The following is a 17278-nucleotide window of genomic DNA, read 5'->3' as shown; positions in this document are numbered from 1 at the left end:
GTGCAGAGATGAAATTTAGTGAAAAGTGGCTACGTAGTTGGGTAAATCCTGCTCTTGATCAGGTTGCCCTGGCTGAGCAATTGAGCATGGCCGGATTAGAAGTGGATGATGTAACGCCTGTTGCAGAAGCTTTTAGTTCGGTTGTCGTCGGCGAAGTCGTAAAATGTTGGCAACACCCGGATGCTGATAAGTTACAAGTTACCGAAGTGAACATTGGCGCGGATGAACCCGCGACCATCGTTTGTGGCGCACCAAATTGCCGGCAGGGCCTGAAGGTTGCCGTGGCGACCGTGGGTGCCGTTTTGCCTGGCGACTTTAAAATTAAAAAGGCCAAGTTACGCGGGCAGCCTTCGCATGGCATGCTCTGTTCAAACGCGGAACTGGGCTTAAATGACGACCATGACGGTATCGTAGAGCTGCCAGCTGATGCGCCAGTAGGCATGGACTATCGTGAGTACCTTGAGCTGAATGATGTCACCTTCGACGTCGATCTTACCCCGAACCGGGCCGATTGCCTGGGTCTTCGTGGCATTGCCCGCGAGGTGGGTGTACTCAATCGCATGGCCGTTACAGAGCCAGAAATCAACGAAGTTAAAGCCGTTCACGATGCTAGCCGGGCGATCGAGCTGGTTGCTGCTGAAGCCTGTCCACGTTACCTCGGGCGTATTGTTAAAAACGTCAACGTTGGTGCTGAGTCGCCGTTGTGGTTGACCGAGCGTTTGCGTCGTAGCGGTGTGCGCAGCATTGACCCTGTGGTTGATGTCACCAATTACGTCTTGCTCGAGTTGGGCCACCCCATGCACGCTTTTGATAACGATAAGTTAAAGGGCGACGTGCAGGTACGGATGGCACAGACAGATGAGAAGCTGACCTTATTAGACGGCACTGAAGTGACCTTACAAGACGATGTATTGGTCATCGCGGACAGTGAAAAAGCACTGGCAATGGCGGGTATTTTTGGCGGCGAGGACAGTGGTGTCACCACAGAAAGTAACACCATTTTCCTTGAAAGCGCATTTTTTGCACCCGCTGCAATTGCCGGTCGTGCACGTCGCTTCGGCTTACATACCGATGCTTCACACCGCTATGAGCGCGGTGTGGATCCCGAGTTACAACGCAGCGCTATGGAACGTGCGACAAAGTTAATTATTGAGATTTGCGGCGGTGAAGCGGGGCCGGTGGTCGAAGCGAAAGATGACCGTCATTTACCGCAACCACAGCAGGTGCGTCTGCGCAAAGCTCGCTTGGCGTCCGTTCTCGGCATTAGTATTGCCGATGACGAGGTGATGGAAATTCTCGAGCGCTTGGGCTTTACGGTGAGCAGTGATGATGAGGGTTGGCAGGTTAGCGTGCCGACGTTCAGGTTTGATATTGCCATTGAAGAGGATCTGATTGAGGAAGTTGCCCGCATCTACGGCTATCACCGTATTCAGGCGACTGCACCGGCAGCACAATTGCGCATGGTCCCCAGAAAAGAATCCGCAATAGGAGCCGGGACATTAAAGCAGTTGCTGGTCGATCGCGGTTACCAGGAAGCCATTACCTATAGCTTTGTGGATCCGAAGCATCAAGCCATGTTGTTTGATGACTCAGCAGCGCTCACCTTGCCTTTCCCGATTAGTCTGGATATGTCGTCCATGCGCGTCAGTTTATGGCCGGGCCTGATCGGCGCGGTCGCGCATAATCAGAAGCGTCAGCAACAAAGCCTGGCGTTTTGTGAGACGGGTCTGCGGTTCCTTCCAGATGAAGATGCTGAAAACGGCGTTCGTCAGGAGCCAATGATTGCCGGGATCCGTGCAGGAAAAGCTTTTGGTGAACATTGGGATGAAGGGGAGCGTGCGGTTGATTTCTTTGATATCAAAGGCGATGTCGAAGCGCTTCTGGCAGCGACTGGTGAGCCTCAGCTGTATACCTTTGTCGCAGATGCGCATCCGGCTTTGCACCCAGGGCAAAGCGCAGCAATTTTTAAAAATGGTAAAAATGTCGGCTACCTTGGTGCTGTTCACCCACAGTTCGAAAAGAAATTAGGCTTAAACGGTCGTACCTTCGTCTTCGAACTGGAACTGGCAGCTGTGCAGCAACGTCGGTTACCCGCAGCGCAATCTGTATCGCGTTACCCTTCGATTCGACGCGACCTTGCGATCGTGGTACCCACTCAGCTGGCGGCGGGCGAAATTCTCAAGGCCATTGAAAATGTTGGCGTAAATCATTTAGTTGGCCTAAACTTATTTGACGTCTATGAGGGTACAGGAGTTGCTGAAGGGTATCGCAGTTTAGCCTTATCGCTAACCTTACAACATCCCGAACGCACTCTTGAAGATCAAGAAATCAATACTGCAGTCAATGCAGTGGTTGAAATGCTGACAAACGAATTTGGGGCAACCCTGAGGGAGTAAGCTATGGCGCTGACCAAAGCAGAAATGGCAGAGCATTTGTTCGAAAAATTCGGCATCAATAAAAGAGATGCTAAAGATTTGGTCGAAAACTTCTTTGAAGAGATACGTAAAACGTTAGAGCGGGGAGAGGAAGTCAAGCTCTCGGGTTTTGGGAATTTTGAATTACGCACCAAAAATGAACGACCGGGACGTAATCCTAAAACCGGCGAGGACATTCCTATTTCGGCCCGGCGTGTGGTGACGTTTAGACCAGGCCAAAAGCTGAAGCAGCGCGTAAGTAACGCCAAACCGAAAGGTTGATCGAACTGAAAGAAAAAAGCCGCTCATCGAGCGGCTTTTTTAGTTCTACTGATCTCGTTTATTTGAAGAATAAACTACTAAAGGGGTTTAATAATCTGCTTACGCCCGAAGTAAAGTGCATAGGAGCGTCCAATGCTGACAATGTCAGACAATCTTCATGACGTGTCTCCGGGGTATGCTTCACACTTCCGTCAAGAAATACAAAGTCGCCATCACGGTAGTCAGACGTTTCATCATTAAAGACGCCATTTACCACCAAGGTTGCTTCATTGCCTTTATGAGTATGCTCAGGAACTCTGGTGTTCTCGGCCATATAAATAAAGGTCAGAACGTCTTTACCACCAACCTGAACCGGCGCACGCCACATCTGTCCCAGTAGTTTGTGCCACTGACCAATACGGTGATGATTGCGCGCAAGAGTTCCGGGTAACTGGAAGCGCTTGCCTTCAAGTACCAGCTCGCTGGCAAACTGCTGACTGAGATCCCTTGGCTGCTGTTGTGGTTGCGCCAGGATCTGCGCAAGCATCTCGTCGCCATCAAAGCTATCGTTCGCGGCAGCGAACTCTTCAGGCAACTGGCGTTGGCCAAACAGCTTCTGCGCCATCGTCTCTTCAATATGTTGGACATTACGTTGACACTGGGAACACATATCCACATGGGTGCCAACCATCATTAACATGGCCGGGGTCAAGTCGCCGGTCACGTAGTGAAACAAATGTTCTTCGCTAGGGTGAAACTTAATCATCGCTTTGTATCAACTCTCTTAATTTCTGCAATGCCAAGCGGGTGCGGGACTTCACTGTACCTAAAGGAATCCCAAGTGCATCCGCCACTTCTTGTTGCGACTTCCCTGCTACATAAATCAATTCTATAACTGTACGTTGAGCTTTCGGAAGTTCTTCGCAGTACACGGCAAGCTGTTGCATGAGAAGATCATCATCAAGCGCATAGTCATCATCGAGACTATCATTTTGCTCCGCAAGCACTGGCCATAACTCATCGGCACTCAAATCGTGTTGACGATGTTTGTTCTTGCGAAGAAAATCAAAGCGGATATTACGAGCAATCGTAAAAATCCAGGTCGAGGCAGAACCACGATCAGGTTTGAATAAGTGTGCCTTGTTCCAGACGTTGGTCATGGTTTCTTGCACCAAATCCATGGCGGTTTGTTCGTTACCAAACTGGCGTGTCGCGTAGGCTTTCAAGCGTGGTGCGAAGTATCTGAACAGCTCGCTAAATGCATGACGAGAACGTTCGGTCGCAACAAGGGCAAGTAAAGCCGCAGCATGGTCTGGATCATCAGGCTGCGCAGAAGACATAGTGTTCCGTTTTGTTTTAGTTTCAATCACTGTCTGCATAGTATTACCTGTGGGGTATTTCCTCAAGTTACTTTCTGTTACGCAAGGTGCGCGAAACCGGATCAAATTTAGTTTTCGCTTTCCTGAATCAAGCCGCTGAGGTAATCCAGCGCAGGTTCGCACGAAGGCTGGTTTAATAATTCTTGTTTGACGTCGGCGGTTAAAGGTAACAACTCAAGCCAGCGTTGGCAGACCCAGCGGGCACAACGCAAGCGATCCTCGGTTGGGCAGCTGCCCAGCTCCGGGTATTCGTGGTAGACCTGACACAAACGTTCCGCCAGATGCTGATACTGTTCTGCCAATGCTGTCGGTTGCCAATTGTGGGCGAGCTCGACTTGACCGCGACGCAGGCCATCCTCGTCAACGCTGATCTGGTTGATTTTACAGGCCTCGACGCCTTCAACGGTGATGCCCAATAAACCATCGTCGCGGTGTTCAAAATCGATCACACGCGCCAGCGTGGCTAGCGGATAAATATGCGTATTTTCCTCGACGGAACCGTGCTCATTGAACATGCACATGCCGATGCGCCCTTCATCACCTTGCGCGCAAACTTCACGGACCATGCGCAGGTAGCGTGGTTCGAAAATCCGCAAGCGCATGGTCCCTCCAGGGAGGACGTGCCCAGATAACGGAAACAATGGTATGTTTGTAAGTGCAGGGTTCATTGGGTTAGCCTCTTGAGCTGCTGGCTTCTGTCTTTAATTATTATGTAGATGCATTTGTTACGATAACTTTGTTGAATTAGATCCTTACTATTGAACTTTTTTCTTAAGTAAGCGTAATGTTCGCAGTAACAAGTTTTCATGAGGGATATATGCAACAAATCAAAGTTGGGATCAGTGCATGTTTACTGGGCGACGAAGTGCGCTTTGATGGTGGACATAAGCGCTCGGCCTTTTGTCAGGAAGAGCTCGGGCGTCATGTCGAATTCGTAAAACTTTGCCCCGAGGTAGGCATAGGCATGCCAGTGCCACGACCTACGATTCGACTCGAGCAACACGAGGGAGAAACCCGTGCCATCGTTCCTAAAACGGGCGAAGATGTGACTGACCGGTTGATCGGCTTCGCCGAGCGAGCCCAGGGGCATTTAACCCATATCAGTGGTTATGTTCTGTGCGCGAAGTCGCCAAGTTGCGGCATGGAAAGAGTGAAGTTGTATGACCCGGTCAATGGGCATGCCCGCAAGGAGGGCGAGGGCATTTTTGCGGCACAACTACGGCAGCGTTATCCGGCGTTACCGCTGGAAGAGGATGGCCGCCTTAACGATCCGCTGCTGCGCGAAAATTTCGTTATGAGGGTCTATGTCTATGCATCCTGGCAGCAGCTGCCGGACCCTTTAAGTAAAGCTGATTTATTAGGCTTTCATACCAGCTTGAAGTTGTTGTTGTTAGCGCACAACCAGGATGCTTACCGTGCCCTGGGGCGTGAGGTAGCGCAGATGCAAGAGGTGACGACTCAAGCGCGGACCGAATACATCGAAAAGGTGATGGCGGCGCTGGCAACCCCGGCCACGCGTGCCAATCACACCAACGTATTGCAACACATTCAGGGCTATTTCAAACAACATTTAACAGCGCCCCAAAGGGAGGAGCTGACGGACAGTATTTTATCTTACCGCAAAGGAACGGAGCCGTTGCTGGTACCCCTCACTCTGTTACGGCATTACCTGCGGGAGCACCCGAGCGATTACCTTTCAGGGCAGCGTTATCTGAATCCTTATCCCAAGGATTTAAAACTAAGGTACGGTATCTGATGGCTCGATTGATTTGGTTTCGCAATGACTTACGCTTACGTGACAATCCCGCGGTTGCCAGTGTTTTATCAGCCAGCGATAAAAACGATCCTATATACGGCCTGTACTTGTACAGCGAAGAGCAGTGGCAACGGCATCAGTGGGCGCCAATCAAGGTCGATTTACTGTTACGCCACTTGCAAAGCCTGCAAGAGGAAGCTGCGCAGTGGGGTATTGCGCTGCACATTAAAGGGGTCCGTAACTGGCAGACCGTGCCGCGGGTGGTGCGTGATTTTTGCAGTCAGTACGATATTACCGAGGTTGCCTTTAATACCGAATATCCCGTGGATGAGCAAAAACGTGATCGCGGCACTCGCAGCTGGCTGGCCGAGCAGGGGATTGGCGTTCAAACCTTCCATGGTATGCTACTGGTACCGCCAGTTTTACGTACGCAAGCAGGCGATTACTATAAAAAGTTCACCCCCTACTTTCGCTCCTGGCTTGAACATCTGCGCGTGACCGGACTCCCCAGTCTCTATGGCCGACCCGATCGTGCTGCGGTGAATTGCCCTGACTTTCCGGATCGCGTTGACTACCCGCGACGCGACAGTTCAGCGTGGCTAGTAGGAGAACAAGCCGCGTACCAACAACTTGAAGAATTTATCAATCAACAGGTCAGTGATTACAACGCTGATCGCGACTTGCCGGCAATAAACGGCACGTCCAAATTATCGCCTTATTGGGAGCTTGGTGTGTTAGGGCCGCAAACGGCTGCACGCATGCTCCAGCGTGAAACACCGGAGTTTCCTGATGGTCTTAACGAAGGGGCGAGAACCTGGTTAAGCGAGCTGGCCTGGCGGGAGTTCTATCAGCACCTCATGGCTGCTGTACCGCGACTAAGCCAAGGTAAGGCCTTTCAGCCTCATACCGAAGCCTTTGCATGGCGCGACAGCGAGGCTGACTTCCAGGCCTGGTGTGAAGGGCGTACCGGCTTTCCAATCGTTGACGCGGGCATGCGACAACTACAAAAGGAAGGTTGGATGCACAATCGGGTACGGATGATTGTGGCTAATTTTTTAGTAAAAGACCTGCAGCTGGACTGGCGCAAAGGTGAGCAGTTTTTCATGGAAAACCTGATTGACGGCAGTTTTCCTGCCAACAACGGTGGCTGGCAATGGAGCGCATCGACAGGGACAGACGCAGTGCCTTATTTCCGGGTGTTCAACCCCACTTCGCAGAGTAAAAAAGTTGATCCCGACGGCAGCTACATCCGTACCTACATTGAAGAGTTAAGCGATTGTCCGACGAGTAAAATCCATGAGCCGGCAGAATGGGCAAAGGCAAAGGGTGTGGACTATGCTGAGCCTATTGTTAATCATAAACAAGCGCGGGAAGATTTTCTGCGTAAGTTCAAAGCATTGTAGAAAACCAGCTACACTTAATTGAGTTGAATTGATGGAAACTGGCTAAGCAAGAAGGAGGCAGATCATGGCGGACGATAAAGACGAAGAACCGGTAAATAAAGCTGAAGAACTTGCTAAAAAAGAAGAGTACCCGGAAGTCATAGAACGTCTACTCAAATACTATGATGAATTCAGTGATGTAAACATTGATAAGCTCGACGAGCTTTATCATGAGGACGTTACTTTTATAGATCCTATTCATCAGGTGCATGGTCTGGATGATTTGAAGAGTTATTTTAAAGGCACCATGGAAGGGGTCGAGCAGTGTCACTTTGCCTTTACCGAGTATGCCGAAAATGGCGCCCACGTGTTCGTCAACTGGCAGATGCGACTGTGTCACCCAAAGCTCGGTGGTGGCGAAGAAATTGTAGTGCCAGGGGTCAGTCATCTGGAATTCAAAGATGACAAAATCATACAGCAACGCGATTACTATGATTTGGGTGCCATGATCTACGAGCATGTCTCCTTGCTTGGCTACGTCATTCACAAAATAAAAGAGCGTATGGTGCCATAATGAATATTCTTATTACTGGAGCAACCTCTGGTATTGGTAAACAGCTGGCGTGTGATTATGCTAAAGCCGGTCATCACATTGTCGCTTGTGGACGGAACGAGCAAGCTCTTGCTGAACTTGAGCAACGTTTTCCGGATGCTATTGCCGGACAACAGCTGGATATCTCCGACAAAGACACCACCATTCAGAACTTGCGCGGCTATACAGATATCGATTTGGTCATTCTGGTTGCGGGGGTTTGCGAGTACCTCGACATTGATAATTTCGATGCCGATCTATTTGCCCGCGTGTTCAACATCAACGTTGTCGGCACCATGCGCTGTGTTGAGGCGCTGCTGCCGAATCTCAAAGCTGGCTCAAAGCTGGTCATTGTTGGCAGTACCGCAAGGCTCCTCCCTTTTACCCGAGCCGAGGCGTATGGCGGCTCGAAAGCGGCCATTCACTATATTACCCGGAGTCTGCAGGTTGATCTTGAAGAACGCGGTATCAAAGTGCTAAGTGTCTCACCAGGTTTTGTCGAGACGCCAATGACAGAACAAAATGATTTTGAAATGCCGATGCAGGTCAGTGTCGAGTATGCTTCTGATTTTATCCGCCGGGGTATCGACAAGAATCGTCTTGATATCACCTTTCCCAGAACCTTTGGCTGGTTCTTAAAATTTGCCTCCCGTCTGCCGCAGAGCTGGCAGTTGGCATTGTCGCGACGATTCAAGCAGGCCACTTAGCCAGCGCTTAGCTGGCTCTTTAGGGGTCGTTATCCGGGTGATGTAGGAATAAACAGCATGAAAATAGCGGTAATTGGCAGCGGTGTTGCAGGAATGACCTGTGCCCACTTGTTAAACGAACAGCATGAGGTGCAGCTGTTTGAGAAGAATGATTACATTGGCGGACACACACGCACGGTCGATGTTGAAGTGCAGGGCAAAAGTTACGCTATCGATACCGGTTTCATTGTGTTCAATGATCGCACTTATCCGAATTTTCGCGCGCTCATGCGGAAGATTGGTGTGCAATGGCGGGACACTGAAATGAGCTTTAGTGTTCGCGACCCAGACTCGGGTCTCGAATACAACGGCAACTCTATCAACACCTTGTTCGCGCAGCGCAAAAACCTGTTCAGTCCGGCTTTCTTCAGGTTGATAACAGGCATTTTGAAGTTCAACAAACAAGCCAAAGCTGCGCATCAGAACCTTGATCGCAAAGTCACTCAGACGCTGGGTGAATTCTTGCGTGAGCAACAGTTGCCCCAGGACGTTGCCGATTATTATCTATTGCCGATGGTGGCAGCGATCTGGTCAGCCAGTATTGATGAGGCCGCCGACTTCCCGCTCGACTTCTTTTTACGATTCTTCGAAAACCACGGCTTGTTAAACGTGGCCGATCGGCCGCAATGGGCTACGGTCTGTGGTGGCTCTTCCAGCTATATTGAACCCTTGCTTGGTGATCTGATTCGCGCCGATCGCGTGCACCTAAACGTAAACATCAAGGCCATTCATCGTGCTATGGCGGGAAGAAACAGTGCGGTGACTCTTGAGTTCGCCGACGGCGACATGCAGGATTTTGATGAGGTCATTATTGCCAGCCACAGTGATGAGGCTTTAGCTCTGCTGGCGGAGCCAACCGCTGCCGAACAACAGGTCCTGGGCGCTATTCCATACCAGGACAACGAGGTGGTGCTACATACCGATATTCGTCTACTGCCCCGCGAGCGACGTGCCTGGGCGAGTTGGAACTATTTATTGCACAATGGAGACGATGCCAGGCAGCGGCCAAGTTCGGTGACCTACAACATGAATATACTGCAGGGTATCGATGCGCCGGAAACCTTCTGTGTGACCTTAAACAACACCGATGCTATTCAAGCCGAACGTATTCTTGGTCGTTACACGTACGCGCATCCGGTCTATAGCCTGGAATCGATGCGGGCGAGGGCTCAGCGCGACAGTATTTGTGGTCATCAACACACCCATTTCTGTGGTGCTTATTGGTACAACGGCTTTCATGAAGATGGTGTGCGCAGTGCTTTAGATGTGGTGCGTCGACTAGGAGTGGAATGGCATGTTGAGTAGCGCGATTTTGCGCGGTCGGGTCTATCACCGGCGTTTGCAACCTACCCAGCATCAGTTTGATTACGCGACCGCGCAGTGGTGGGTAGCGTTAGATGAGCTTGAGCAACTGCAGCGACAAAGCAAATTACTCTCAACCCGAGGTTTTGCCCCTTTATGGCTGCGGCGTCAGGATTATTTACGGGGAACACAAGGGGATCTGGCGACGGCTGTGCGTGAGAAAATGGCAGCGCTGGCCGGCAAACGCCTGGAAGGGCGGGTCTTCTTGCTCGGTAACTTGCGAACTTTTGGACTTTATTTTAGCCCGATCAACTGTTACTTCCTACAACCCCCCGGGCAACAAGACTACAGTCACATGCTGGCGGAAGTGAGCAATACCCCCTGGAATGAGCGCCACTATTATTTGCTCGACCTGAACGAAGAATTAAGTCACGACAAAGCTTTTCACGTATCGCCTTTTAACCCGTTGGATATGCGTTATGAATGGCAAATTAAACCACCCAAAATGTGTGCTAATCACAAAAGCATGATTCATCTGGCAGCGCACAAAGGTGAACGTCATTTTACCGCAACTTTAAAATTGCAGCGTCAGGAACTGAACCGTCGGGCGATTCGAAGCGTATTGCTAAGGTACCCAATTAATACCTTAACGACCGTTGCAGCGATTTACTGGCAGGCATTACGGTTATGGTTAAAACGGACACCCGTTTACGACCACAAAAATTAATCAGACCAAAGGGTTTAAGGATCCGATGAATACAGAGACCGCGTTAGTAACAATGAATCAGGGAACGACGACGGATAAATGGGCACGCCGTGCCGTGCTTCGTCTGTTAAGTGAGTTACAGGATGGCTATGTGACCCTGCGTGAACAGGGCGTCATTCTGGGCCAGTTCGGTTCGAAAGAGAGTGACCTCAAGGCCGAGATTAATGTTTTGCGCCCCAGTTTTTATCGGCGGCTGTTGCTTGGCGGCAGTATCGCTTCAGGCGAAACTTTTATCGATAAGTCCTGGGAAACCCCTGATCTGACCACCGTTATTCAACTTTTTGCCCGCAACCTGCCGGCACTAGATGCTTTTGAAGCGAAATTCAGCTGGTTGCTGTTGCCCTGGCAGAAATTTCAGCACTGGCGGCGTCGCAATCATAAACAGCAAGCGAAAGAAAACATATCCGCCCACTATGATCTCGGTAATGATCTCTATCAGAGTTTTCTTGATCCAGCCATGCAGTATTCCAGTGCAGTCTACCCGAATCCCGAGAGTACTCTGGCGGAAGCACAGGTACACAAGTTAAAGCGTCTGTGCGACAGTCTGGATCTGCAACCGAATGACCATTTGTTAGAGATCGGTACCGGCTGGGGTGGTTTAGCCGTGTACGCGGCTAAACACTACGGCTGTAAAGTGACCACTACGACCATCTCGAACGAGCAGTATGAGTACGCAAAGCAGAAGGTTCAGGAGGAAGGTCTGGCGGAGCAAATCACTGTTCTTAAAAATGACTATCGTGACCTGCAAGGGCAATACGATAAGTTGATCTCGGTGGAAATGATTGAAGCCGTGGGCCGCCACTATATGGCGACTTATTTTCAAACCTGCAGCCGGTTGCTTAAGCCCGATGGCAAAATGGCACTGCAGGCGATAACCATTGCCGACCAACGCATGCGAAGCTATGCCAATTCGGTCGACTTTATTCAGCAACATATCTTTCCGGGCGGTTTCTTACCGTCGTTGACGATGATTACTGAAATGTTCACCAAGCACACCGACATGGTGGTGCGTAAGTTGGATGATATTGGCTTTGACTATGCGCAAACGTTGCATGACTGGCGTCAGCGTTTTAATGCCGCGCATCCGCAACTGCAAGACCAAGGTTATGACGCGCGCTTTGGTCGGTTATGGAATTTTTACCTCTGCTACTGCGAAGGTGGCTTCCTTGAACGGAGCGTCTCGGCAGTGCAACTGGTAGCGAGTAAACCTGCATGTCGCTGAAGCTCAAACAGTGGCTGGCAAAAGATAACCTGCGCCGCATAGCCGGACTGCTCTGGTTTGATTTGGTCTGGTTCAGCACTGTTGCCGGTCGTGAACCCTGGTTGCCGATAGCTTTGCCGATTGTAGCTGTACAAATTTACCTGAGCAGTACGCGCGAAGGATTTAGCTGGGTACTATTTTTGCAGTTGCTGGTACTGGGGCTCGCCCTTGAAAGCACGGTAGTGGCTTTGGGCATACTTGATTTTACCGGCGGCTGGTTACCGCTATGGTTGATCGCTTTGTGGTTTGGCTTCGCGGCGATGGTGACCACAAGTCTTGACTGGTTGTCGGGTCGCTATGTGCTAGCAGCATTGCTTGGCTTGGCTTCAGGGCCTTTGACTTACGCCATCGGCAGCCGCCTGGGCGCAGCAGAGCTATTGGTTGATGAGTATCTGATGTGGATTGCCTACGGAATACTATGGGCACTGTATATGGTTATATTTGCCTATCTGATGAAGCGTAATGCAGCGACCTACGCGACAACAAGGGAGACAGCGCATGGCTAACGTACTGATTACGATCACATTACTTACGGGGTTGCTGGCAAGTGGCGCCGCCTCCGCACAATGTTCGCCCGCTGCGGCAAGTTCACTGCAGACGGTGGGCAGTACACGTTTAAGTGTCTGGTTTTGGGACGTCTATGACGCCGAGCTGCTGACCGATAGTGGCAATTATAAAGACTACGACCGGCGGGCTTTACGACTCAGTTATTTGCGAGAAATCGAAGCCGCAGACCTGGTCGACACGACCAAAGAAGAATGGCAGCGGTTGGGTATCGAAATAACACCCACACATCAGGAGTGGTTGGCTAAGCTCAACCGTATATGGCCGGACGTCCAAGCAGGTGATTGCCTTATGCTGGTTGAGAATGCGCAAGGGCAGAGTCAATTTTTCAACACGGATAAGGAACTTGGCACCATCGAGTCGAGTGAATTTACCGATGACTTTTTAGCGATTTGGCTAAGTCCTGATTCAAGGTTCAAAGAAGAGCGCAACGAACTAATAGGAGCAGACCAATGAAAAAACTATCCGCAACAGCAATGATACTGGTGATGTTCGCCATGATCGGGTGCTCCACGTCATTAGACACCTACCGTGATAAAGAACCTCACCTGAAATTAGAGGAGTTTTTTAACGGTGAACTGGTCGCCTACGGCATGGTTCAGGATTACAGTGGTGAAGTCATTCAACGTTTTCGTGTCGATCTGGTGGGCAGCTGGGAGGGCAATGAAGGCGTACTTGATGAAACCTTCTATTACGCCGATGGCCGTGAGCAAAAACGTATCTGGTATATTACTAAAACCGCGCCGGACCAGTATGAAGGTCGCGCCAGTGATGTCGAGGGCGTGGCGAAAGGTAAAGTGGCAGGCAATGTCCTCAACTGGAGCTACGTTCTGACTATTGAGCTCGATGGCGAACCTTTCTCGGTGAAACTGGATGATTGGCTTTATCTGGTTGACGAAGACAATATGATCAACCGTACGCACATGTACAAGTACGGGATAAATGTCGGCGAGATCACACTCTACATCGGCAAAAAGTAATGTTTTGTTGATGATCTGGCAATAAAAAAGCAGCTCCTTTGAGCTGCTTTTTTCGTTTATACCAACGTCTTAGAAACCGCGTGGTAACCGTGATAACGAACTACCTTGTTCCAGTTTTTCGCGCCACAGTTCGCGAGCTGTTAAGCCACCAGAACTTGCCGACTTCTTCGCTGTAGATTTATTCTCCGCAAGGCGTTTTGATGCAGGTTTTTTTGCAACTTTCGCAGTGGGTTGTTTCTCAGCTTTCGCCGCAGGTTTCGATTTGGCTTTTGCCGCCGCAGGCTTACTACCACCAACTAACGTCTTAGCTTCCTCTGCGAGTTGTGCCAGACGCATATTTTTGCCACCATCAACACTGTACCAACCGCTACTTGCTTCGATAGTTGGTTTTTTACCGTGAGCCTTTTCATAAGCTGCAGTAAAATCAGCGAGGACCTGGTCTTTATCAAGTTTGCTCATGGATAAATCCTTTGCATATTGAGTAAAAGTTCTCCATTTTTATACCGCTTTTTGCGCACTATGTCTATTATTGAGCGCAAAATGTTAAAACAAGAGGTAAAACGCGTGGAACGTGAACAATTAGAAGCCTATTTACGGGACTTTTTAGCAGTCGATACTATTAAGGACTACTGTCCGAATGGGCTGCAAATTGAAGGCCGGCCTCATATTCAGTCGATTGTCACCGGAGTGACGGCTTGTCAGGAGTTACTGGAACGCGCCCTGGTTACCGACGCTGATGCAATTCTGGTACATCACGGCTACTTCTGGAAGGGCGAGCCGCAGCCGATCAAGGGGATGAAGAAGCGCCGTGTGCAAACCCTGTTACGTAATGATATCAATTTGTTTGCCTATCACTTACCGCTCGACGTACATCTCCGCATTGGCAATAACGCACAACTGGCCCGCCTCATGGACTGGCCTGAGCCATCGGTCTTAGCTTCGGCCGAACCCGAGGGCGTGGTGATGTACACTGAGTTGTCGCATACAGAAACTGCCGAACAAGTGGCGCTGCAGCTGGAAACTAAACTCGGTCGTTCACTTGTTTGTTCGGTACACGAATCGCAACATCCTGTGCGTAAAATTGCCTGGTGCACGGGCGGAGGCCAGGGGTTTATCGATCTCGCTGCGGCGGCGGGTTGTGATTTATTTATTACCGGGGAAGTGTCCGAACCCACAGTGCATAGTGCACGCGAGCAGGGCATCGCATTTTTTGCGGCGGGCCATCATGCCACAGAGCGCTATGGCATCCAGGCACTGGGCGAGCATTTGGCTGAAAAATTTGGCCTGACCCATCAGTTTATTGATATCGACAGCCCGGCATGAGAAACGACCAGAGCTTTGCCGGACTTACGGATAAATTTGCAAAAAATATTTATGCGACCGCTAAAGGAAAGATTCGTCTGGCGGTACTGGAGCGGGACTTAGAGCCCTTGTATACCGGTGCACGTCCGCTTTCGGTACTCGATGTCGGCGCCGGTATTGGTCAGTTTTCGCAGAACTTCGCACGGCATGGGCATAATGTGGTGCATACTGACATTGCTGATGAGATGGTTGCAGCAGCGCGCGAGCAGCATCAGGCTGCCGGGCTAAGCTCGTATTACTCCTATTTCACGGCTCCGCTGCAGGAACTACCTGATCGAATTGGCAGGCAACAGTTTGACGTGGTGTTATGCCATGCTGTTTTAGAATGGCTGGCAGATCCAGCCAGTGCCTTGCAGGTTTTGCAGCAATTTTTAAAGGCCGATGGCGCACTGTCTCTGATGTTTTATAACCGTAACGCCAAGCTTATGGCGAACATGGTGTTTGGCAACTTTGACTATGTTGAAGCTGATTTGCAGGTCAAAAAGCGCGTGCGGATGAGCCCGCAGCAGCCCATTGCTCCGCAGCAACTGGAGGACTGGCTGGCGCAGCATAAGCTGACGGTCATGCAGCGCACAGGAGTTCGTTGTTTTCACGACTATTTACGCGAGCCGTTGAATGCTGAACGGTTTGAGCAACTGTTGCGGCTTGAACTGAAGTACAGTCAGACCGAACCATTTTCAGAACTGGGGCGTTATCAGCACTGGCAAATCCGTCATGCCGCGCAGTAAAGCCTACGCAATTTACTATAAATCAAGCTTGTCGCACGCGCGCCGTTATGCCGATGCCTATCAACAGCAGCTTGTGCACCAATACGGTCTGGCTCAGGTTGAATTACTTGCCAGTAGCCCAGACCGCAACAAAGATATCGCACTCCTGCAAGACTGGCTAAGCCGCAACGCTGACGCCGAGCATCGCGAGTGTCTTGTGATTGGCGGTGATGGTAGTGTCAATATTGTTGCCCAGTGCGCAGCGACGGTGGAGTTTGAAATAAGTGTCATCCCCTGTGGTACCGGCAATGACTTTGCCGCGGGGCTGGGCATTGGCGACTGGCGCTGGCGATTGCAAAGCGAGGGCGAACTCAGCCGCCGGGATCTCGGGAAAGCGGGAGACTGTTACTTTGTTAATCACGCAGGCTGTGGCATCAGCGTCGCTCTGCAACAGTTACAGAGCCCGCGTGCTAAGCAAGTATTCGGGCGTTACAGCTATCTTTTAGCGCTATTTCGTTATCTTTTCACGCGCCCCTCCCAGCGTTGTAAGATTGCACGTAATGGTACAGACCGTAAAGCGGGCTTTGACGAGTTCCAGGTGGCGGCGATAAGTCGGAGGATTGGTGGCGGCATCGTGGTCTACCCCCAAGCAGATACGCAACGACAGCAAATTGGTTTTCTAAGGTTGCCGCAACGCGCTCGCTGGCGTCAGCTTAATGCATTGTACTGGATCTTACGCCAGCAACCTGAGCGCAGCGCCAGTATCGATTTCACTGAGGCGACGCAGGGCAGCCTTGGTGATCAACACGCGACGATTGAGCTGGATGGTGACACCACCAGCTTGCAGGGTCCGGTGAACATTGAAATCATCGTCGGCGGCTTAGCCGTGCGCCGACCTATTCATCATAAGAACAAAGGAGTTTCACTATGAAATGTGCCTTTATTGGGCTGGGCGTTATGGGCTACCCCATGGCAGGCCATCTGCAACAAAAAGGGTTTGCTACAACGGTGTTCAACCGCACCAGCGCAAAAGCCAGCAAGTGGGTTGAGGAATTCGGCGGGAAAAGTGCTGATACTCCTCGGGAAGCCGTGCTTGACGCGGATATTGTAATGGTATGTGTTGGCAATGATGAGGATGTAAGAAGCGTTTTTTACGGTGACCATGGCTTGCTTGCCAGCATTAGTGAAAATACTATCGTCATCGACCATACCACGGCATCAGCCGAACTTGCTCAGGAGCTGGCCGATGAAGTTCATCAGCGCGTCGCCTTGTTTCTCGATGCTCCCGTTTCGGGCGGCGAACAGGGCGCAATCAATGGCGTGCTGACGGCCATGATTGGCGGTGATAAGGAAGCCTTCGATGAGGTTCAGCCGGTGTTGGAGTGTTATTGTAAAACGCGCGAATACATGGGCCCGGCTGGGCATGGACAGTTGGCCAAGATGGTGAACCAGATCTGTATTGCGGGCGTTGTTCAGGGGCTTGCTGAAGGCCTGCAACTGGCTCGCAAAGTTGGCTTGGACGCGGATACTTTGATTCGCGCGATCAGTCAGGGAGCGGCAGGTTCATGGCAAATGCAAAACCGTTACAAGACGATGTGGGAAGGCCATTATGAGCATGGTTTTGCGGTGGACTGGATGCGTAAGGATCTGAAGATTGCGTTACAAGAGGCCGACCGGAACGGTCTGAGCATGCCACTGACAGCATTGGTGGATCAGTTTTATGCTGAAGTTCAGCAGCTGGGAGGCAGCCGTTGGGATACGTCCAGTTTGTTGGCGCGGCTTGAGAAGTAAGGCGGCCAAGGTAAT

At 50.8% G+C, this 17278-nt stretch carries 20 protein-coding genes; 16 read left to right on the top strand and 4 right to left on the bottom strand.

What is annotated here, in order from left to right; translation table 11 throughout:
* The first annotated feature begins 8 nt into the window (after positions 1–8).
* Together pheT and J6J28_RS06145 are read left to right on the top strand one after the other, a co-directional pair.
* Positions 9–2396 (top strand): phenylalanine--tRNA ligase subunit beta, encoded by a 2388-nt coding sequence (gene pheT / locus J6J28_RS06150; protein WP_301720454.1) that lies wholly within the window; start codon positions 9–11, stop codon positions 2394–2396.
* A gap of 3 nt (positions 2397–2399) precedes the next feature.
* Positions 2400–2696 (top strand): integration host factor subunit alpha, encoded by a 297-nt coding sequence (locus J6J28_RS06145; RefSeq protein WP_301720453.1) that lies wholly within the window; start codon positions 2400–2402, stop codon positions 2694–2696.
* A 58-nt stretch (positions 2697–2754) separates the two neighbouring features.
* Here the strand turns inward: J6J28_RS06145 and J6J28_RS06140 are convergent, their stop codons facing one another.
* From J6J28_RS06140 to J6J28_RS06130, 3 genes are all read right to left on the bottom strand, one after another.
* Complete coding sequence (locus J6J28_RS06140) at positions 2755–3441, bottom strand: ChrR family anti-sigma-E factor (RefSeq protein ID WP_301720452.1); 687 nt, start codon at positions 3439–3441, stop codon at positions 2755–2757.
* Positions 3434–4054 (bottom strand): sigma-70 family RNA polymerase sigma factor, encoded by a 621-nt coding sequence (locus J6J28_RS06135; protein ID WP_301720451.1) that lies wholly within the window; start codon positions 4052–4054, stop codon positions 3434–3436. Before J6J28_RS06135 ends, J6J28_RS06140 begins: the two co-directional genes overlap by 8 nt.
* 68 nt (positions 4055–4122) lie before the next feature.
* Positions 4123–4722, bottom strand: a complete 600-nt coding sequence (locus J6J28_RS06130) for an LON peptidase substrate-binding domain-containing protein (RefSeq protein WP_301720450.1) — start codon at positions 4720–4722, stop codon at positions 4123–4125.
* A 149-nt stretch (positions 4723–4871) separates the two neighbouring features.
* On the opposite strand from J6J28_RS06130, the gene J6J28_RS06125 reads away from it, so the two are divergent.
* From J6J28_RS06125 to J6J28_RS06080, 10 genes are all read left to right on the top strand, one after another.
* Entirely contained in the window at positions 4872–5810 is a 939-nt protein-coding gene (locus J6J28_RS06125) for a YbgA family protein (RefSeq protein WP_301720449.1), read from the top strand.
* Positions 5810–7213, top strand: a complete 1404-nt coding sequence (gene phrB, locus J6J28_RS06120) for a deoxyribodipyrimidine photo-lyase (RefSeq protein ID WP_301720447.1) — start codon at positions 5810–5812, stop codon at positions 7211–7213. The genes J6J28_RS06125 and phrB overlap by 1 nt, the downstream gene beginning before the upstream one ends.
* 64 nt (positions 7214–7277) lie before the next feature.
* Positions 7278–7766 carry a nuclear transport factor 2 family protein gene (locus J6J28_RS06115; protein WP_301720446.1) on the top strand — a complete coding sequence of 163 codons (489 nt, stop codon included), beginning with the start codon at positions 7278–7280 and terminating at the stop codon, positions 7764–7766.
* Positions 7766–8491, top strand: coding sequence for an SDR family NAD(P)-dependent oxidoreductase (locus J6J28_RS06110; protein ID WP_301720445.1), 726 nt, complete (start codon positions 7766–7768; stop codon positions 8489–8491). The genes J6J28_RS06115 and J6J28_RS06110 overlap by 1 nt, the downstream gene beginning before the upstream one ends.
* 57 nt (positions 8492–8548) lie before the next feature.
* On the top strand, positions 8549–9835 hold the full coding sequence (locus tag J6J28_RS06105) for an NAD(P)/FAD-dependent oxidoreductase (protein WP_301720444.1): 1287 nt from the start codon (positions 8549–8551) through the stop codon (positions 9833–9835).
* Complete coding sequence (locus J6J28_RS06100; protein WP_301720443.1) at positions 9825–10559, top strand: DUF1365 domain-containing protein; 735 nt, start codon at positions 9825–9827, stop codon at positions 10557–10559. Before J6J28_RS06105 ends, J6J28_RS06100 begins: the two co-directional genes overlap by 11 nt.
* A 25-nt stretch (positions 10560–10584) precedes the next feature.
* The gene (locus J6J28_RS06095) at positions 10585–11820 is read left to right on the top strand and encodes an SAM-dependent methyltransferase (protein ID WP_301720442.1); all 1236 of its coding nucleotides are present in this window, start codon (positions 10585–10587) and stop codon (positions 11818–11820) included.
* A complete protein-coding gene (locus J6J28_RS06090; RefSeq protein ID WP_301720441.1) occupies positions 11811–12365 on the top strand; it encodes a DUF2878 domain-containing protein in 555 nt (184 codons plus the stop codon). Before J6J28_RS06095 ends, J6J28_RS06090 begins: the two co-directional genes overlap by 10 nt.
* On the top strand, positions 12358–12879 hold the full coding sequence (locus J6J28_RS06085) for a chalcone isomerase family protein (RefSeq protein ID WP_301720440.1): 522 nt from the start codon (positions 12358–12360) through the stop codon (positions 12877–12879). Before J6J28_RS06090 ends, J6J28_RS06085 begins: the two co-directional genes overlap by 8 nt.
* Positions 12876–13403 (top strand): DUF3833 domain-containing protein, encoded by a 528-nt coding sequence (locus tag J6J28_RS06080; protein WP_301720439.1) that lies wholly within the window; start codon positions 12876–12878, stop codon positions 13401–13403. Before J6J28_RS06085 ends, J6J28_RS06080 begins: the two co-directional genes overlap by 4 nt.
* 69 nt (positions 13404–13472) lie before the next feature.
* Here J6J28_RS06080 and J6J28_RS06075 read toward each other — a convergent pair whose 3' ends face one another.
* Positions 13473–13862 (bottom strand): hypothetical protein, encoded by a 390-nt coding sequence (locus J6J28_RS06075; protein ID WP_301720438.1) that lies wholly within the window; start codon positions 13860–13862, stop codon positions 13473–13475.
* Between the two features lie 81 nt (positions 13863–13943).
* On the opposite strand from J6J28_RS06075, the gene J6J28_RS06070 reads away from it, so the two are divergent.
* Genes J6J28_RS06070 through J6J28_RS06055 form a run of 4 tightly spaced genes read left to right on the top strand, consistent with a single transcriptional unit; the run spans position 13944 to position 17263 of the window.
* The gene (locus J6J28_RS06070; RefSeq protein ID WP_301720437.1) at positions 13944–14726 is read left to right on the top strand and encodes a Nif3-like dinuclear metal center hexameric protein; all 783 of its coding nucleotides are present in this window, start codon (positions 13944–13946) and stop codon (positions 14724–14726) included.
* Positions 14723–15493: a methyltransferase domain-containing protein gene (locus J6J28_RS06065; protein ID WP_301720435.1), complete on the top strand. Its 771-nt coding sequence runs from the start codon at positions 14723–14725 to the stop codon at positions 15491–15493. Before J6J28_RS06070 ends, J6J28_RS06065 begins: the two co-directional genes overlap by 4 nt.
* Positions 15480–16403, top strand: coding sequence for a diacylglycerol/lipid kinase family protein (locus tag J6J28_RS06060; protein WP_301720434.1), 924 nt, complete (start codon positions 15480–15482; stop codon positions 16401–16403). The genes J6J28_RS06065 and J6J28_RS06060 overlap by 14 nt, the downstream gene beginning before the upstream one ends.
* Complete coding sequence (locus tag J6J28_RS06055) at positions 16400–17263, top strand: NAD(P)-dependent oxidoreductase (RefSeq protein WP_301720433.1); 864 nt, start codon at positions 16400–16402, stop codon at positions 17261–17263. Before J6J28_RS06060 ends, J6J28_RS06055 begins: the two co-directional genes overlap by 4 nt.
* Positions 17264–17278: the final 15 nt, after the last annotated feature.

Source organism: Pseudidiomarina terrestris, assembly GCF_030466375.1.
Lineage (GTDB): Bacteria > Pseudomonadota > Gammaproteobacteria > Enterobacterales > Alteromonadaceae > Pseudidiomarina > Pseudidiomarina terrestris.
Note: the sequence above shows the minus strand (reverse complement) of the source record. Positions and strands in the feature narration are given on the sequence as shown.

Bases quoted from the DNA above. Each gene is read 5' to 3' on its own strand.
- pheT (WP_301720454.1), top strand. From the start codon at position 9: ATGAAATTTAGTGAAAAGTGGCTACGTAGTTGGGTAAATCCTGCTCTT.
- J6J28_RS06145 (WP_301720453.1), top strand. From the start codon at position 2,400: ATGGCGCTGACCAAAGCAGAAATGGCAGAGCATTTGTTCGAAAAATTC.
- J6J28_RS06140 (WP_301720452.1), bottom strand. From the start codon at position 3,441: ATGATTAAGTTTCACCCTAGCGAAGAACATTTGTTTCACTACGTGACC.
- J6J28_RS06135 (WP_301720451.1), bottom strand. From the start codon at position 4,054: ATGCAGACAGTGATTGAAACTAAAACAAAACGGAACACTATGTCTTCT.
- J6J28_RS06130 (WP_301720450.1), bottom strand. From the start codon at position 4,722: ATGAACCCTGCACTTACAAACATACCATTGTTTCCGTTATCTGGGCAC.
- J6J28_RS06125 (WP_301720449.1), top strand. From the start codon at position 4,872: ATGCAACAAATCAAAGTTGGGATCAGTGCATGTTTACTGGGCGACGAA.
- phrB (WP_301720447.1), top strand. From the start codon at position 5,810: ATGGCTCGATTGATTTGGTTTCGCAATGACTTACGCTTACGTGACAAT.
- J6J28_RS06115 (WP_301720446.1), top strand. From the start codon at position 7,278: ATGGCGGACGATAAAGACGAAGAACCGGTAAATAAAGCTGAAGAACTT.
- J6J28_RS06110 (WP_301720445.1), top strand. From the start codon at position 7,766: ATGAATATTCTTATTACTGGAGCAACCTCTGGTATTGGTAAACAGCTG.
- J6J28_RS06105 (WP_301720444.1), top strand. From the start codon at position 8,549: ATGAAAATAGCGGTAATTGGCAGCGGTGTTGCAGGAATGACCTGTGCC.
- J6J28_RS06100 (WP_301720443.1), top strand. From the start codon at position 9,825: ATGTTGAGTAGCGCGATTTTGCGCGGTCGGGTCTATCACCGGCGTTTG.
- J6J28_RS06095 (WP_301720442.1), top strand. From the start codon at position 10,585: ATGAATACAGAGACCGCGTTAGTAACAATGAATCAGGGAACGACGACG.
- J6J28_RS06090 (WP_301720441.1), top strand. From the start codon at position 11,811: ATGTCGCTGAAGCTCAAACAGTGGCTGGCAAAAGATAACCTGCGCCGC.
- J6J28_RS06085 (WP_301720440.1), top strand. From the start codon at position 12,358: ATGGCTAACGTACTGATTACGATCACATTACTTACGGGGTTGCTGGCA.
- J6J28_RS06080 (WP_301720439.1), top strand. From the start codon at position 12,876: ATGAAAAAACTATCCGCAACAGCAATGATACTGGTGATGTTCGCCATG.
- J6J28_RS06075 (WP_301720438.1), bottom strand. From the start codon at position 13,862: ATGAGCAAACTTGATAAAGACCAGGTCCTCGCTGATTTTACTGCAGCT.
- J6J28_RS06070 (WP_301720437.1), top strand. From the start codon at position 13,944: ATGTTAAAACAAGAGGTAAAACGCGTGGAACGTGAACAATTAGAAGCC.
- J6J28_RS06065 (WP_301720435.1), top strand. From the start codon at position 14,723: ATGAGAAACGACCAGAGCTTTGCCGGACTTACGGATAAATTTGCAAAA.
- J6J28_RS06060 (WP_301720434.1), top strand. From the start codon at position 15,480: ATGCCGCGCAGTAAAGCCTACGCAATTTACTATAAATCAAGCTTGTCG.
- J6J28_RS06055 (WP_301720433.1), top strand. From the start codon at position 16,400: ATGAAATGTGCCTTTATTGGGCTGGGCGTTATGGGCTACCCCATGGCA.